17 protein-coding genes and 1 pseudogene are annotated in these 15,277 nt (G+C 73.8%); 14 read left to right on the top strand and 4 right to left on the bottom strand.

The features are described from left to right. Positions 1-40 precede the first annotated feature (40 nt). Together DSM112329_RS17550 and DSM112329_RS17545 are read left to right on the top strand one after the other, a co-directional pair. On the top strand, positions 41-1,078 hold the full coding sequence (locus DSM112329_RS17550; protein ID WP_354697850.1) for a histone deacetylase: 1,038 nt from the start codon (positions 41-43) through the stop codon (positions 1,076-1,078). A gap of 244 nt (positions 1,079-1,322) precedes the next feature. Next, the gene (locus tag DSM112329_RS17545; protein ID WP_354697849.1) at positions 1,323-1,994 is read left to right on the top strand and encodes a histidine phosphatase family protein; all 672 of its coding nucleotides are present in this window, start codon (positions 1,323-1,325) and stop codon (positions 1,992-1,994) included. A gap of 208 nt (positions 1,995-2,202) precedes the next feature. Here DSM112329_RS17545 and DSM112329_RS17540 read toward each other — a convergent pair whose 3' ends face one another. The 3 genes from DSM112329_RS17540 to DSM112329_RS17530 are packed head-to-tail and all read right to left on the bottom strand — an operon-like array spanning position 2,203 to position 4,969. Beyond that, positions 2,203-2,706: a hypothetical protein gene (locus DSM112329_RS17540; protein WP_354697848.1), complete on the bottom strand. Its 504-nt coding sequence runs from the start codon at positions 2,704-2,706 to the stop codon at positions 2,203-2,205. Next, positions 2,703-3,983: a zinc ribbon domain-containing protein gene (locus DSM112329_RS17535; RefSeq protein ID WP_354697847.1), complete on the bottom strand. Its 1,281-nt coding sequence runs from the start codon at positions 3,981-3,983 to the stop codon at positions 2,703-2,705. Before DSM112329_RS17535 ends, DSM112329_RS17540 begins: the two co-directional genes overlap by 4 nt. Continuing rightward, the gene (locus DSM112329_RS17530; RefSeq protein ID WP_354697846.1) at positions 3,980-4,969 is read right to left on the bottom strand and encodes a glycosyltransferase; all 990 of its coding nucleotides are present in this window, start codon (positions 4,967-4,969) and stop codon (positions 3,980-3,982) included. The genes DSM112329_RS17535 and DSM112329_RS17530 overlap by 4 nt, the downstream gene beginning before the upstream one ends. 117 nt (positions 4,970-5,086) lie before the next feature. Here DSM112329_RS17530 and DSM112329_RS17525 point away from each other — a divergent pair, with 117 nt between their 5' ends. Genes DSM112329_RS17525 through DSM112329_RS17510 form a run of 4 tightly spaced genes read left to right on the top strand, consistent with a single transcriptional unit; the run spans position 5,087 to position 7,575 of the window. Further along, positions 5,087-5,344 (top strand): hypothetical protein, encoded by a 258-nt coding sequence (locus DSM112329_RS17525; RefSeq protein WP_354697845.1) that lies wholly within the window; start codon positions 5,087-5,089, stop codon positions 5,342-5,344. Between the two features lie 52 nt (positions 5,345-5,396). Then, entirely contained in the window at positions 5,397-6,263 is an 867-nt protein-coding gene (murI, locus tag DSM112329_RS17520; protein WP_354697844.1) for a glutamate racemase, read from the top strand. After that, the gene (gene rph, locus DSM112329_RS17515; RefSeq protein ID WP_354697843.1) at positions 6,260-7,006 is read left to right on the top strand and encodes a ribonuclease PH; all 747 of its coding nucleotides are present in this window, start codon (positions 6,260-6,262) and stop codon (positions 7,004-7,006) included. Before murI ends, rph begins: the two co-directional genes overlap by 4 nt. After that, positions 7,003-7,575, top strand: a complete 573-nt coding sequence (locus tag DSM112329_RS17510; RefSeq protein ID WP_354697842.1) for a non-canonical purine NTP pyrophosphatase — start codon at positions 7,003-7,005, stop codon at positions 7,573-7,575. Before rph ends, DSM112329_RS17510 begins: the two co-directional genes overlap by 4 nt. Before the next feature lie 69 nt (positions 7,576-7,644). Here the strand turns inward: DSM112329_RS17510 and DSM112329_RS17505 are convergent, their stop codons facing one another. Next, positions 7,645-7,788 (bottom strand): hypothetical protein, encoded by a 144-nt coding sequence (locus tag DSM112329_RS17505; protein WP_354697841.1) that lies wholly within the window; start codon positions 7,786-7,788, stop codon positions 7,645-7,647. A gap of 23 nt (positions 7,789-7,811) precedes the next feature. On the opposite strand from DSM112329_RS17505, the gene DSM112329_RS17500 reads away from it, so the two are divergent. From DSM112329_RS17500 to guaA, 8 genes and pseudogenes are all read left to right on the top strand, one after another. Beyond that, positions 7,812-8,123, top strand: coding sequence for a hypothetical protein (locus DSM112329_RS17500; RefSeq protein ID WP_354697840.1), 312 nt, complete (start codon positions 7,812-7,814; stop codon positions 8,121-8,123). Between the two features lie 54 nt (positions 8,124-8,177). Beyond that, positions 8,178-8,453, top strand: a complete 276-nt coding sequence (locus DSM112329_RS17495) for an HU family DNA-binding protein (RefSeq protein ID WP_354697839.1) — start codon at positions 8,178-8,180, stop codon at positions 8,451-8,453. Then, positions 8,426-9,376, top strand: a complete 951-nt coding sequence (gene pyrF, locus DSM112329_RS17490; protein ID WP_354702491.1) for an orotidine-5'-phosphate decarboxylase — start codon at positions 8,426-8,428, stop codon at positions 9,374-9,376. Before DSM112329_RS17495 ends, pyrF begins: the two co-directional genes overlap by 28 nt. 39 nt (positions 9,377-9,415) lie before the next feature. Next, a complete protein-coding gene (locus DSM112329_RS17485) occupies positions 9,416-9,733 on the top strand; it encodes a LysM domain-containing protein (RefSeq protein WP_354697838.1) in 318 nt (105 codons plus the stop codon). Between the two features lie 14 nt (positions 9,734-9,747). Next, entirely contained in the window at positions 9,748-11,019 is a 1,272-nt protein-coding gene (locus DSM112329_RS17480) for a D-alanyl-D-alanine carboxypeptidase family protein (RefSeq protein ID WP_354697837.1), read from the top strand. After that, positions 11,016-11,978 carry a 1-phosphofructokinase family hexose kinase gene (locus DSM112329_RS17475; protein WP_354697836.1) on the top strand — a complete coding sequence of 321 codons (963 nt, stop codon included), beginning with the start codon at positions 11,016-11,018 and terminating at the stop codon, positions 11,976-11,978. Before DSM112329_RS17480 ends, DSM112329_RS17475 begins: the two co-directional genes overlap by 4 nt. Before the next feature lie 177 nt (positions 11,979-12,155). Beyond that, a pseudogene (locus DSM112329_RS17470) lies at positions 12,156-13,259 on the top strand (GuaB3 family IMP dehydrogenase-related protein); the annotation flags it as partial. A 194-nt stretch (positions 13,260-13,453) separates the two neighbouring features. Continuing rightward, positions 13,454-15,037 carry a glutamine-hydrolyzing GMP synthase gene (gene guaA / locus DSM112329_RS17465; protein WP_354702490.1) on the top strand — a complete coding sequence of 528 codons (1,584 nt, stop codon included), beginning with the start codon at positions 13,454-13,456 and terminating at the stop codon, positions 15,035-15,037. The last annotated feature ends 240 nt before the right edge of the window (positions 15,038-15,277 follow it).

The following is a 15,277-nucleotide window of genomic DNA, read 5'->3' as shown; positions in this document are numbered from 1 at the left end:
GGGGTGTCGGCTGCGGCGGCGATGGCGGTAGCGTAGTGACGTGACCTCCGGCGTCCTGTTCCGCCACCCCTCGTCGCTCGAGCACGACACCGGCTCGGGCCATCCGGAGCGTCGTGCGCGCCTCGAGGCGATCGACCAGGCGCTGGCTGCGCAGGAGTGGTTCGGCTACGCGGTCCGCGAGTCGCCGGCCGCGACCGCCGAGCAGCTGGCGGCCGTCCACCCGGTGAGCTACACCGACGGTCTGCAGGCCCTGTGCGCCGGCGGTGGCGGCTGGATCGACGGGGACACCGTGACCTCGGAGGCGTCCTTCGAGGCGGCGTCCCGGTCGGCCGGCGGCGCGTGCGCGCTGGTCGACGCGCTGGTGGCCGGGCAGCCGTTCGGCGCGTCGGTCCACCGTCCGCCCGGGCACCACGCCGAGGCTGCCCAGGCGATGGGCTTCTGCCTGCTGAACAGCGTCGCGGTCGCGGCCCGGCACGCGGTGCTCGGACACGGCCTGCGCGTGGCGATCATCGACTGGGACGTCCACCACGGCAACGGGACGAACGACATCTTCGCGGCCGACCCCGAGGTGCTCTTCTGCTCGATCCACGAGTCGCCGCTGTACCCGGGGACGGGCCCGGTCGAGGACATGGGCAGCGGCGCCGGGATGGGCTACACGGTCAACCTCCCCGTCCCGGGCGGGTCCGGCGACGAGACGTTCTGCTCGCTGGTCGAGCACGTGATCGTGCCGCTGCTCGCGGAGTTCACCCCCGGCCTGATCCTGGTCAGCGCCGGCTTCGACGCGCACGCCGACGATCCGCTCGCCGACTGCGCCGTCACCGACGCGGGCTACGCGCGTATGGCGGGTGCGCTGCGGTCCTACGCGGTGTCGGCGGGGGTGCCGATCGGGGTGGTCCTGGAGGGTGGCTACGACCTCGGTGCGCTGACGCGCGGGCTCGGCGCGACGCTTGCCGCGGTGGCAGGCGCGGCGCCGGATGCCGACCCGGCGCCGACGCTGGACGAGCATCCGCTGGCGAGTGCGGCGAGGGAGCGGCTCAGCGGCTCCTGGCCGGCGCTGTCGGCCCGTCGCGGCGAGTGATCGCGAGCGGTGCTGTCGGCCCGCGACGGCCGGTGACAGCGGCCCGCGCCATGGCGGCGTCGCCGGTCGTTGCACGAGCGCCACGCCGGCGTCAGCGGCCGGTGCACCCCGCGCCGCGCCTACGCGGCCCGTCGATGTGCCACTACCCGCCGCCCGCGCACGTGGTGGCACATCGAGCGCTCCGGCCGGCCTTGCGAGGGACGAGCCGACGCCGGACCCGGCCGGTGGGTGAAGCTGCGCGGCGATGAGCGACGACAAGGTCAACTCCGCCCAGCGGCGCTTCCGGCTGCCGCCGAACGCCACCGAGGTCGTGCTGCTGCGGCACGGCGCGACGATCGACGCGGTGCCGGGTCAGCCGTTCCCGCTGACCCCGGACGGCCACGGCGACCCGCCGCTCTCGCCGCTCGGTGAGACGCAGGCCGCGGCTGCGTGCGCCCGGCTCGCCGCCGACCCGCCGTCCCTGATCGCGGTGACGACGCTCCGCCGCACGCACCAGACGGCGGCGGCACTCGTTGCGGCGACCGGCCTCGAGCCCCTGGTCGTCCCGGAGCTGCGGGAGGTCCACCTGGGTGAGTGGGAGGCCGGCGAGTGGCGGATCCGCATGGCGAGCGCCGACCCGATCGCGCTGCGCGTCCTCACCGAGCAGCGCTGGGACGTGATCCCGGGCGGCGAGAGCTCCGAGGCGTTCGGCCGGCGCGTCCGGGCCGGGGTGCAGGCGGTCGCCACGGCAGCGGGGCCGGGGAAGCGGGCGGTGGCGGTCGTCCACGGCGGCGTGATCGGCGAGCTCTGCCGGCAGGCCACCGAGAGCCGCGCGTTCGCCTTCGTCCACGCGGAGAACTGCTCCCTCAGCCGGCTCATCGTCTGGGCGGACGGCGGCATCACGCTGCAGGGCTTCAACGACACCTCGCACCTCTGAGCGGGGACGCGCGCGGTCGACGCCGCGTCTCGGACGGGGCGCGTCGCGGCGGTGAATGTCGATTCGCCGGGCTGGGAGCCGTGCGATCCGCCACTCACGGCCGTCCCGGGGCCGAGCGACGGTTCTCCCGTGCGTGGACGCGGGAAGACGGACGCTCGGCGTCTGGGTGCGGCCGTTTCCGCGCCGGGCCGTGGCCGCCTCGATCGGCTCAGGGGGCGGCCGGTGCCGCGGGCGTCGTGCCCGTGGTCGGCGCGGCCGGCGCCGGGACGCCGCCCGTCTCCGTCGTACCGGTGGCCGGCGGCGTCGACGGATCGACCGCCGCGGGCGGCGTGCCGGGGTCGGTCGCCGTGGCTCCGGGGGGCGTCGTCGCACCCGGGGTCACGGTCTGGCCGGGGGCGGCGGGGGTCGGCGCCGGGGTGGTGACGGCGGTCCGGCTGACGGTGCCGGTCGGCTCGTCGTCCCCCGAGGTGATGGCGAAGAACGCCACGACGATCACGACGACCGCGGCCGTGAGGAGCCCACCGACGGCGGCGACCGGTAGGCGCCAGTTGGGCGCCGCGGCCAGACGGGTCCGGGCGGGCGCCCCGCACACCAGGCACCAGTCCTGCCCACGGATGACGACGCTCTGGCAGCGCGGGCAGCTGATCGAGCCGTCAGGGGGCGATGGTGCGGCGGTGGTGTCGGCGGGCGGCGTGCTCACGGCACCGCTCACGAGCGATTCGCTCCGCCGCCGGGCGGTGGCGGCGGGGCCGGTGGCGGCGGCACCGGGGGTCCGTCGGCCCGGGACGGCGGGACGTCGGCGGGCGCGGGCGCCGCGCCAGGGACCGGCGCCGAGCCCGGGTCTGCGGGAACCGGTGCCTCCCCGGGTGCCGGTGCCACGCCCGCAGGAGCGGACGGCGGGTCGCCTGCCGGGCCGTCCGGCGCCGTCGCGGGCGCCGGCTTTGCGGGGGGCTTGCGCCGGGCGCCACGCGGCGGTGTCTTCGCGGGCTTCGGCTTTGGCTTCGGCTTCGCGGCGGCCGGCGGCGTCAGGTCGCCGGACGCGTCGTCGAGCGCCGGGAGGACGGCGGTCGTCTGGCTGTCGGGGTCGGCCGGACGGGTGTCCGGGCCGCTGACCGCGGGTCCGGTGCCGGTCGCCTGGTCCGCGCGGGATGCCGCGTCCGGATCGGCCGCGTCGGCGGGCCCGGCCACGATCGGCCGGTCGGTCGAGGACGCCGCAGGGCTCGGTTCAGGGTCGACGACCGGTGCCTCGGCGGTCTCGGGCGCCGCTACGGGCCGGTCCGCGGCCGAACCGGCACCCGGTGCCGCCGCGGTCGCGGCGGCCGTCGTCCCGGCGTCCGGCGACGGATCGGCCGACGAGGCGGGGGTGGACGGGAAGTCCCAGGTCAGCGGGGCGGCCTCGGACGCGACCGGGGCGGCTGCCGAGGGCGCGGCCGTCGCGACGACGGGCAGCTCGCTTAGCGTCCGCGGACCGGTGAGGCTGATCCCGCAGGACGGGCAGAACCGCGCGTCGCTGCCGTGCAGCGCGCCGCAGCGGGCGCAGGCGGCGATGCCCGGCTCCCGCAGATCGGTGAAGTCCTGCTCGTCCTTCATCACGCGCTCGAGCGCGCGCAGCTCGCGGTCGACAGCGGCCAGCGCGGCGAGCTTGCCCGCGATCAGCTGCTCGCCGGGCTGCTGGAACCGGTGCAGGTCAAAGACGAGACCGCCGAGGTCGCGGAACCCGAGCTCGCGGACCCGCCGCAGGTACCGCAGGCGCCGCCGGAACTGCCCGCGGTCGCGGAAGCTCGGCTGCGCCTCCTGCGCGGCGGTGGTGTCCGCCGGCAGCGGGGCCGGCGTCGCCTCCCCCGCCGGGTCGGCGAAGAGCGTGGTGGGTCCCACAGCGGGCTGCGCGTGCGTCGGCTGCTCGGGAGCGGCGTCGGCGGGGCCAGGCGCGTCGGCTGCGGACGGGGTGCCGCTACGCCGGGGACGGAGCTTTGAGAGACGCGACGTCATGAAAGGGGCTGGCCCTCCGGAGGGCCGGCGGCGGCCGAGTATAGCCGCGGGGGCGCCAGCTCGGACCACGCCGCCGCGACGCGCCGCGCCATCCGTTCGGAGGACCACAGCGCGGCCCGGCGGCGACCGGCGACCCGCGGTTCCGCCGCGGCCAGGTGCGGCGCAAGAGCAGCGCGCCAGGCATCCACGTCGTACGGCGCGCAGTGCACCCCGTCGATCTCGGCGAGCGCGACCGCGTGGATCCCGACCGGCGTCGCGACCACCGGCACATCGCACGCGAGCGCCTCCAGGACCGCGAGCCCGAAGCCCTCGGCCTCGGACGGGAGGACGATCGCGTTGGCGGCGTTGATCCACAACGGCACCATCTCGGGCTCCACGCCCCCGAGCGAGAGCAGGCGCGCGCCGTCCGCGGCCTCGATCGCGAGGTCGTGCCGCTTGCCGGGACGGAGGGGGTCCGCGGGGAAGAGCAGGCACGGCTCATACGGGTCCAGGCCGAGCTTGCGGCGGGCGTGCTCGCGCGGGATCGCCTGGAAGCGCTCGAGGTCGACGCCGCACGGCAGCACCGCGACCTGCCGCGTGTCGCCGGCACCGCTCACCTCCTGCGCGAGGGCGGAGGACACCGTCGCAGGGAGCGAGGTCAGCGGCAGCAGCGCCCGCGTGACCCGGCCGGAGCGGGGGTGGCGCAGGTCGGTCCCATGCAGCGTGATCGCCAGTGGTGCACCGCGCAGGGCGACGGCAGGGATCGCCGTGAGGCCGAAATGCGCATGGAGGACGTCGTAGTCCGCCCCGTCGTGGGCGCGCCGGAGATCGCGGATCGCCCGCAGGTAGCCGCCGGGCCCGAAATGGAAGACGTCGACCTGCACGTCGGGCAGCACGCGGAGCGCGGCGACCTGGTCGGCGACGAACGCGCCGAACGCCGGGTCGGCCTCGGACGGCCACATGTTGGTGATGACGAGAGCGCGCAAGAGCTTGCGCAGAGTGTGCACGGTCTGGCCCCATGAAGGCCGTTGTCCCGTGACAGCGCCCTGGCGGACGCTGCTGGTCGACCCGGGTGCACCCCTCCGGTGCCCCTCCAGACCACTTCGATCCGGGAGGACCGAACCATGCAGGCCAAGCGCTTCACCACCACCTCCGCCGACCTCGCCCGCCGCGCTTGCGTCGAGCTCGAGCTGCGCTGCCGCGCCCCGCGCGGCGACCGCGGGCAGGGGACCGTCGAGTACGTCGCCCTCATCCTGCTGGTCGGCGCGATCATGACCGCGGTCGTCGCCGCCGGCGGCAAGAGCTTTAACATCGGCGACACCATCGGCGACAAGCTCAAGACGATGATCGAGACGGTCGGCGGTGGCGACGCGAAGAAGTGAGCTCACCGCCCTGGTCGGGCGGTCGCAAGGGCGGGCGACGTACGATGGCCCCGTGGCCGTATCGACACCCCGCGACCGCCCGATCGGCGTCTTCGACTCCGGCGTCGGCGGCCTGACCGTCCTGCACGAACTGCTGGTCCAGCTGCCGCAGGAGGACTTCGTCTACCTCGCCGACACCGCCCGCTTCCCGTACGGCGAGCGGTCGGCGGACGAGCTGCAGCGGTTCTCGCTCGAGATCGCCGAGGAGCTGCTGCGCCGGCAGGTCAAGCTGCTGGTCGTCGCCTGCAACTCGGCGACGGCCGCAGCGCTGCCGGTGCTGCAGGAGCGCATGATGCAGACGACGCTGGGCGTCGACGTGATCGGCGTCGTGCGGCCCGGTGCGGTCCACGCGGTGGCGGCGACCCGCAACGGGCGCGTCGGGCTGATGGCCACGACCGCGACCGTCGACAGCGGCGCGTACGCCGAGGCGATCGCCGCCGCCGACCCCCACGTCGACCTCGTTCAGGTCCCGTGCCCCGACCTGACCGAGATCATCGAGGGCGGCTTCCCGTTCGACCAGCGCGTGGTCGACACCGTCCGCCGCTACTGCGCGCCCCTGCGGGAGGCCGGGGTGGACACCGTCGTCCTGGGCTGCACCCACTACCCGCTGGTCCGCCCGATGCTGCAGCGGATGCTCGGCCCGGGCGTGACGATCATCGCCTCCGGCGCACCGCTGGCCCGGCAGGTCGCGCACGTCCTCGGGTCACGCTCGCTCGCCAGCACACGCAGCGACACAGGCGAGGGCGACTACTCCTTCCTCTGCACCGGCGACCCCGAGCCCTTCCGGGCGATGGGGACGCGGTTCCTGCAGATGCCGCTCGGCGGGGTCACCCAGGTCGACGTCACGCAGTCCCTCACCAACGGAAGCCCCCTTCGATGAGCACCACCAGCACACCCACGCGCTCCTACGGCCGTGCCGCCGACGGCCTGCGCCCGGTCACCATCGAGCCTGGCTACGTGCGCACCGCGGCCGGCAGCGCCCTGATCTCGATCGGGGAGACCCGCGTGATCTGCACCGCGTCGGTCGACGAGCAGGTCCCGCGCTGGATGAAGGGCAGGGGGGAGGGCTGGGTCACCGCCGAGTACGGGATGCTCCCGGCGTCCACCGGCCAGCGCAAGCGGCGGGACATCACCGTCGGGAAAGCCGACGGCCGCACCGTGGAGATCCAGCGGCTGATCGGCCGCTCGGTCCGGGGCGTCGTCGACTTCAAGGCGCTCGGCGAGCGCACGGTGTACCTGGACTGCGACGTGCTGCAGGCGGACGGCGGCACCCGTTGCGCGGCGATCACCGGCGCGTACGTCGCGCTCGCGCTCGCCGGTCAGCGGCTCGTGACGGACGGCCTGCTGAAGCAGCTGCCGCTGACGGGGTCCGTCGCCGCTGTGTCGGCCGGGGTGGTCGACGGCGTCCCGGTCCTGGACCTGGACTACCCCGAGGACTCGGCCGCCGAGGTCGACGCGAACGTCGTCATGACCGGCGAGGGCGGGCTGATCGAGGTGCAAGCCACGGCCGAGCGCACGCCGCTCTCGCGAGCGCACCTGGATGTGCTGCTCGAGCTCGCCGAAGCCGGGATCATGGAGCTGCAGATCGCCCAGGAGGCCGCGCTGGCCGCGGCGGCGTCATGAGGCTCGTCCTGGCCACCCGCAACGCCCACAAGGCCGACGAGTTCGGCCTGCTGCTCGCCGGCCACGAGGTCGCCCCGCTCCCGGACGAGGTGGTCCTGCCGCCCGAGACCGGCCAGACCTTCACCGCAAACGCGCGGATCAAGGCCCAGGCCGCCGCGACGGCGCTCGGCGTCGCCGTCATCGCCGACGACTCGGGCATCGTCGCCGCGGCCCTCGGTGGCCGGCCCGGGGTGTACTCGGCGCGCTACGCCGGCCCGGACGCGACCGCCGAGGAGAACCTCGCCAAGCTGCTCGCCGAGGCGCCCGCGGGCAGCCCCGTCGCGTACGTCTGCGCGATCGTGCTGATCGACCCGGCCACGGGCACCGACGTCGCGTTCGAGGGCCGCTGCACCGGGGTGCTGGACGACGATCCGCGCGGGACGGAGGGCTTCGGCTACGACCCGGCGTTCCGCCCCGACGACATCGCGGACGGCCGGACGATGGCGCAGCTGAGCCCCACCGAGAAGGCGGCGATCAGCCACCGCGGCCGCGCCGCACGCGAGCTGGCGGCCTGGCTCGCTGTCCGTTAGCCGACCGGGGCTGCGGGTGCCCTGGGCGAGCACCGGAGGGCTATCCGGCCCTCCGGCGAAGGGCCTGCCTCAGTCGAAGAGGTTGATCGCCGCGGCCACCAGGACGGCGGCGGTGACGGCGGCGTAGCCCTGGTACCCGGAGGCCAGGCAGGCGACCGCGACGATCGCGCAGGTGGCGACCGTGAGCAGCCACCCGATTCGCGACAGATCCACGCCGCGTATCCTCCCGCATCTCGATGACGGATGCCGTGCCCGCCCGGATCGCCCTCGCCTACCTGGCCACGTTGTCCGCCGACCTGCGGTCCGCGGTGATCGTCGCCGCCGACGGCGAGGTGGTCGCCGGCGACGCGGGGCTCGAGCCGGCCGCCACGCGGCTGCTGGACGGCGCCGGACCGGCCGAGGCCCGTAAGGCTGCGCACAGCGACGGGACGCTGTTCGCGGCCCGCTCCGACGGGCATCTGCTCGCCCTGGCGGTCGGTCCGCACGCACTGGAGGCGGTCGTCGTCCATGACCTTCTGGCGACCTTGGACGACCTCCGCGACTGGTAGCGTCGAAATCGTGCTGGCACGAGCAGACCACCGACGCGGCCGGGGGGCAGCGGCATGACGAAATCGGAGTTCGTGGACCAGATCGCCGGCCGCACCGGCCTGGAGCGCCGGCAGGCCGCCGATGCCCTGGAGGCCGCGCTGACCATCCTCGAGGAGTCGCTGGCGAGTGGCGGCGAGGTCACGCTGACCGGCTTCGGGAAGTTCCACGTGGCCGAGCGCGGCGCACGCCCTGGGGTCAACCCGCGGACCGGCGAGCGCATCGAGATCGCCGCGACGCGCATCCCGCGCTTCACGGCCGGCTCATCGCTCAAGAAGGCGGTCAGGTCCTGACGGCACCAGGCCCGTTCGGCGATCGCCTGGCCGCTGCGGTCGCGGCGCGCCGGTCGCAGATCGTCCTGGGGCTCGACCCGGACCCGGCGCGCCTCTGGCCTGCCGCGTCGGCGTCGCCGGGCACTGACGCCGGGGGGCACGCACGTACCCCCGCGGGGGCTGCCGCCGCCGCGGTGGAGGCCCACTGCCGTGCGGTGATCGACGCCGTCGCCGATGCCGTCGTCGCCATCAAGCCCCAGCTGGCGTGCTTCGAGCGTCTCGGGGCACCGGGCCGCGCCGCACTCGGGCGGACCGTCGAGCACGCCCAGGCCGCGGGTCTGCTGGTCATCGCCGACGCCAAGCGCGGCGACATCGACGTCAGCGCCCGCGCCTACGCGCAGTCGCTGCTCGGCGTCACCCCGTCGCCGTTCGGGGACATCCCCGGCCTCGGCGCCGACGCCATGACGGCCAGCCCGTACATGGGCGTGGACACCATCGGACCGCTGCTGGACGTCGGGCGACCCGCCGGCGCGGGCGTCTTCGTGCTCGTCCGCACCTCCAACCCGGGGGCGGCGGACTTCGAGGAGCTCGAGCTGGCTAACGGCGGGCGCCTCTGGGAGGAGGTCGCGCGGCGCGTGGCGGCGCTCGGCGACAGCGGGGACGCCGGCGGCATCGCCGACGTCGGTGCCGTGGTGGGCGCGACCGCGCCCCAGCACGTCGAGCGCCTGCGCGAGCTCATGCCCCGGACTCCCTTCCTGCTGCCCGGCGTCGGCGCGCAGGGCGGCCGCGTCGAGGACCTCGCGCCCGCCTTCGCGCCCGGACCGGCGGGCGGCCTGATCACGGCGTCGCGGTCGATCGTCCAGGCCGGCGAGGGGGCGCAGGCCGCGGCCGCCGCCCGCGCGGAGGCCGAGCGGCTCCGCGAGCTCGCATGGGGGCTTGCATGAGGCGCAGCGCTCCGGAGAACGGACTATCCTGCTGCGGCCATGCGGTACCGCAGCCCTGCGCGCTTTCTTGCTCCTCTGGCCCTGATCGCGGCCGCGTTCGCCGTCTACACGCTCGTGCAGCCGGAGACGGACTCCGGCTCGGCTTCGACGCCGAGCGTCAGCACCCAGGCCACGACGGCCAAGAAGCTGTCGCCGAACAGCCTGCGACGCGCGAAGACGTACGTCGTCAAGCGGAACGACACGCTGTCCGGCATCGCCCAGAAGACGGGGCTGACGATCGTGCACATCCAGCGGCTGAACGCGAACCTCGACGTGAACACCCTGCGCGTCGGCCGCCGGCTGACGCTGCGCAAGTAGCCCGCCGCAGGTCGATGGTCGTTCGTCGTCGCACCGCCCTCCGGCGGGACATCGCCGCGGCGTGGGTCGCGCTGCTGACCGTGGTGTGCGTGGTCGTCGGCCCGGGCACTGCCGCCCACGCGGCCGGCCCGCCGCCGATTGACGCCCCCGCCGCCGTCCTCGTGGAGCCGGCGACCGGCGACATCGTCTATCAGCGGGGCGCGAACGACCGCCGCTCTATCGCGTCGACGACGAAGCTGATGACCGCGCTCGTCGCGCTCGACAAGCTGAACCTGAAGGACGTCCTCTCGCAGGTCCCCTACAACCCCGCCGGGGCCGAGTCGCTCGCCGGGCTGCGGACCGGCGATCGCATGACCGTGGCCGATTTCCTCCGTGGCCTGCTGCTGCCGTCGGGCAACGACGCCGCCCAGACGCTCGCCGTCCGGACCGCCGGCTCGCGCAAGGCGTTCGTGAAGCTCATGAACGAGCGGGCGAAGAAGATCGGGCTCAAGAACACGCACTTCGCCACGCCGGTCGGACTCGACGAGCCGGGGAACTACTCGTCCGCGTCCGACCTCGCCGCCCTCGTCCTGGTGCTCCGGACGAGCTCCTTCTTCCGCGAGACGACCAACCGCCCCGACGCGTACCTGAAGGTCCGCGGCGGCCGCACCATCCACGTCATCAACCGCAACCGGCTGATCCGCAAGGCCGGGTTCGTCAACGGCGCGAAGACCGGCCACACGAGCGGCGCCGGGTACTGCCTCGTCGGCTCGGCGACGCGCGACGGGGTCACGGTCGTGTCGGTGGTGCTGGGGACCGGCTCGGAGGAGTCCCGCGACCGCAACTCGCTGCGTCTGCTGCGCTACGGCCTGCAGCGCTATCGCGTGGTGACCGCCGTGAAGCAGGGCGAGTCGCTCGCCGAGACCGCCGTCAAGTACCGCGACGGCCAGAGCCTCGAGCTGGTGGCGTCGCGCTCGGTCAAGCGCACGGCGCGCCGGGACGAGCAGCTGACGACCCGGCTGATCGGCGTCCCGAAGGAGATCGAGGGTCCGCTGGCCAAGGGGACCCGGCTCGGCACCATCCTCGTCCGGCAGCGTGGGAAGACCGTCGACCGCATCGCGCTCGTCGCGGCGCGCGACGTCCCGGCGGCCACCGCGACCGAGCGCCTGTCGGACTACGGACGGCGCCCCGAGACGCTGCTCCTGTTCGCGGCGTTCGTGGGCGGTAGCCTCCTCCTCGTGCTCCTGCGCCGCCGCTCCCACCGGGGCGGCAGCGTGACCGGCCGAGACTCACCCGAGATCGCATGATCATCACCGTCACCCTCAACGCGGCCATCGACAAGTCGCTGTCGGTGCCGAGCTTCCGGCTCGGGCGCCGGCACCGCACCGTCGAGCAGACGACGATGGCGGGCGGCAAGGGCGTCAACGTCGCGCGGACGCTGAAGACGCTGAACCAGCCCGTCATCGCGACCGGCTTCGCCGGCGGGCCGACCGGGACGCGGATCGTCGAGCGGCTGACCGAGGAGTCGATCCTCAACGACTTCGTCCGCATCCGCGAGGAGTCGCGGACCAACACCGCGGTCTACGACCCGACGAACGGCCAGCAGACCGAGATCAACGAGCGCGGGCCCGCGGTCACGTCGAAGGAGATCGAGCTCTTCCGCGACAAGCTCCTCTACCTGGCGCGCGGCGCCGACATCGTCGTCATGGCTGGGTCACTGCCGCGCGGGGTCGAGCCCGACTTCTACGCGCGCCTCATCCGCGACCTGCGGCGGCTGGACGTCCTGACCGTCGTCGACACCGACGGCGACCCGCTGCGCCAGGCGGTCCGCGCCGAGCCCGACGTGATCTCGCCGAACGTCCTCGAGGCGGAGGAGCTCGTCGGCCACGAGTTCAACGACGAGGAGGACCGGGCGATCGCCGTGCGGGAGATGATCCAGCTCGGTGCCCGTGAGGCGCTGATGACGATGCCGGACGGCTGCATCGCCTCGATGCTCGAGCCCGGCGGGGACCGGCAGCTCTCGCGCGTGTGGATCGAGCCGCACGAGGCGGTGGCGGCGGTCGGGTCCGGCGACGCGTTCCTCGCGGGCTACGTCGCCGCGCGCTATCAGCGCCAGCCCACCGCGCAGTGCCTGCAGTTCGCGGTCGCGTGCGGTGCGGAGTCCACGCGTCGCCTCGGTGCCGGCCTCATCGAGCCGCGCGAGCTCGACAAGATCGTCGCCGAGACGGCGATCGAGCGCCTCACGGCGCCGGTCGAAGTCCCGTAGCACGACCCGAAAAGGCGCAAAGAGCGGGCAGGTCCGGGGCCGCGAAGGACCCGTCCAGATCCGCTGATATCCTCGCTGAGACCTTGGGTTGCCGCCTCACAGGTTGTTTCACCCGTCCCACCCCGACCCCGCCTGCGCGGGGTCTTTTCGTCCTAGACACAGACTGAGGATCACGCCATGGAGATCGAGATCGGGCGCGGGAAGAAGGCCCGCCGCGCATATGGGTTCGACGACATCGCGATCGTGCCCTCCCGCCGGACGCGCGACCCCGATGATGTCGACATCACGTGGAAGCTGGGCCCGTACCGGTTCGAGCTCCCGCTGCTCGCCTCCGCGATGGACGGCGTCGTGTCGCCGCGCACCGCGGCGACGCTCGGGAAGCTCGGGGGCCTCGGCGTCCTGAACCTCGAGGGCATCTTCACGCGCTACGAGAACGCGGAGGAGGAGCTGGAGCGCATCGCCCAGCTGCCGAAGGACGTGGCGACGCGGGAGATGCAGGCCATCTACCAGGAGCCGATCAAGCCCCACCTGATCACTCAGCGCATCAAGGAGATCAAGGACCAGGGCGTCGTCACCGCCGCGTCCCTGACCCCGCAGCGCGTGACGCAGTACTACGAGCTCGCGCTCGAGGCCGGCCTCGACATCCTCGTGATCCAGGGCACGGTCGTCTCCGCCGAGCACGTGTCGATGACGTCCACGCCGCTGAACCTCAAGGAGTTCATCCGCGAGGTCGGCATCCCCGTCATCGCGGGCGGCTGTGCCAGCTACCACACCGGCCTGCACCTGATGCGGACCGGCGCGGCCGGCGTCCTGGTCGGCGTCGGGCCCGGAGCGGCCTGCACCACCCGCGGCGTCCTCGGCGTCGGCGTCCCGCAGGCGACCGCGATCGCGGACGTGGCCGGTGCCCGCTCGACGAACATGCTGGAGACGGGCGAGTACGTCCAGGTCATCGCCGACGGCGGCATGCGCACCGGCGGTGACGTGTCCAAGGCGATCGCCTGCGGCGCGGACGCCGTGATGGTCGGCTCGCCGCTCGCCCGCGCCTACGAGGCGCCCGGCCGCGGCTACCACTGGGGCATGGCCACGTTCCACCCGACGCTCCCGCGCGGTGCGCGCGTGCAGACGGTGCAGAACGGCACCATGGAGGAGATCGTCACCGGGCCTGCCCACGAGAACGACGGCACGTTCAACCTCATGGGCGGCCTGCGGACCTCGATGGCGACCTGCGGCTACCAGGACATCGCCGAGTTCAACCGGGCGGAGCTGATGATCGCCCCGTCGCTGCAGACCGAGGGCAAGCTGCTGCAGCAGTCGCAGGGCGTGGGCATGGGCTCACGCGGCGCGGCCGCCGCCCCGCCGCGTGACTCGGACCCGTCCACCCACGGCGCCCCGGTCGAGAAGACGCCGGCACTGGCCGAGACCAGCGCTTGAACCATCCAGACGGCCTCGTCACGGCGTCGACCGCTGCCACCGAACTGGCAGACGAGTCGGCGCCGCTGGACGTCCCCCGCAACACCGACGAGGTCGTCGTCCTCGACTACGGCGGTCAGTACTCGCAGCTGATCGCCCGCCGCGTGCGCGAGTGCGGCGTGTTCAGCGAGCTGCTGCCGAACCACGTCGGGGCCGAGGAGGTCGCGCGGCGGAAGCCGAAGGGGCTGATCCTGTCGGGTGGGCCCTCGTCGGTCTACGCCAAGGGCGCCCCGGCGCTGGACCCGGCCCTGCTGGAGCTCGGGATCCCGGTCCTGGGCATCTGCTACGGGATGCAGCTCGTCGCCCAGGCCCTGGGCGGCGACGTCCAGAGCGCCGAGGTCGGCGAGTTCGGGCGGTCGACGCTGACGGTCAAGGAGTCAGGTCGCCTGCTGGAAGGCCTGCCGCTGGAGCAGGCCTGCTGGATGTCCCATCGCGACACGGTCTACGCGCCGCCGCCCGGGTTCACCGCGCTGGCGTCCTCCACGGTGTCGCCGGTCGCCGCCTTCGAGTCCGTCGAGAAGGCGATCTACGGCATCCAGTTCCATCCCGAGGTTGTCCACACGCCGTTCGGCCAGGACATCCTGAAGAAGTTTCTCGGGGACATCTGCGGCTGCGACATGACGTGGTCCGCCGCGAACATCGTCGACGACCAGATCCGCCTCATCCGCGAGCAGATCGGTGACCGCAAGGTCATCTGCGGACTGTCGGGCGGGGTCGACTCGAGCGTCGCCGCGCTGCTCGTGCACCGCGCGGTCGGCGACCAGCTCACGTGCGTCTTCGTCGACCACGGGATGATGCGCAAGAACGAGGGCGACCAGGTCGTCAAGACGTTCCGCGACACCTTCAAGGTTCCGCTCGTCGCCGTCGACGCCGAGACCCGCTTCCTCGACAAACTCCGCGGGACCAGCGAACCCGAGGCCAAGCGCAAGATCATCGGGACCGAGTTCATCCGCGTCTTCGAGGAGGAGGCGCTGAAACTCGCCTCCGGTGGCGAAGGCGCGAAGTACCTCGTCCAGGGCACGCTCTACTCGGACGTCATCGAGTCCGGCGGCGGGACAGGCGCGGCGACCATCAAGTCGCACCACAACGTCGGCGGGCTGCCGGACGACCTGCAGTTCGAGCTCGTGGAGCCGCTGCGCGCGCTGTTCAAGGACGAGGTCCGCGCGGTCGGCGCGGAGCTCGGCCTGCCCGAGCGCCTCGTCTGGCGCCAGCCGTTCCCCGGCCCGGGTCTGGCCATCCGCGTGGTCGGCGGTGAGGCGACCAAGGAGCGCCTGGACCTGCTCCGCGACGCTGACGCGATCCTCCAGGACGAGATCCGCGGCGCCGGCCTCTATCGCGACCTGTGGCAGTCCTTCTGTGTCCTCCCGGACGTCCGCACGGTCGGCGTCCAGGGCGACGAGCGCACCTACGGCTACGTGGTGGTCATCCGCGCGGTGACGTCGGACGACGCGATGACCGCCGACTGGGCGCGGCTGCCGTACGACCTGCTGGAGCAGATCGCGGCGCGCATGATCGGCGAGCTGCGCGAGGTCAACCGGGTGGTCCTGGACATCACGTCCAAGCCCCCGGGCACGATCGAGTGGGAGTAGCGCTCACCGGCTGGGAACGCGCTCCCTCGCCCTGAAGGGGGCGTTGGGGTCGGTGGCGCCGAGCCTGGTGGGGCGCTGATGGTGCTGACGCCGCGGGGGGTTGGTGGCGGGCGGGACGAGTGGTGGATCGCGCGGGTCCGCGGAGGATTCGGCGGGGCATGTCCCCGAAACCCTCCACGCGTCACACGCCCAGCCGGGCTGTCCAGCTCCCGGACCTCCGCGCGCACTCCGCTCCCGCCC

Origin of the sequence: Paraconexibacter sp. AEG42_29 (assembly GCF_040581415.1) — a bacterium.
GTDB lineage: Bacteria > Actinomycetota > Thermoleophilia > Solirubrobacterales > Solirubrobacteraceae > Paraconexibacter.
This window is presented reverse-complemented; position numbering and strand designations above follow the sequence as displayed.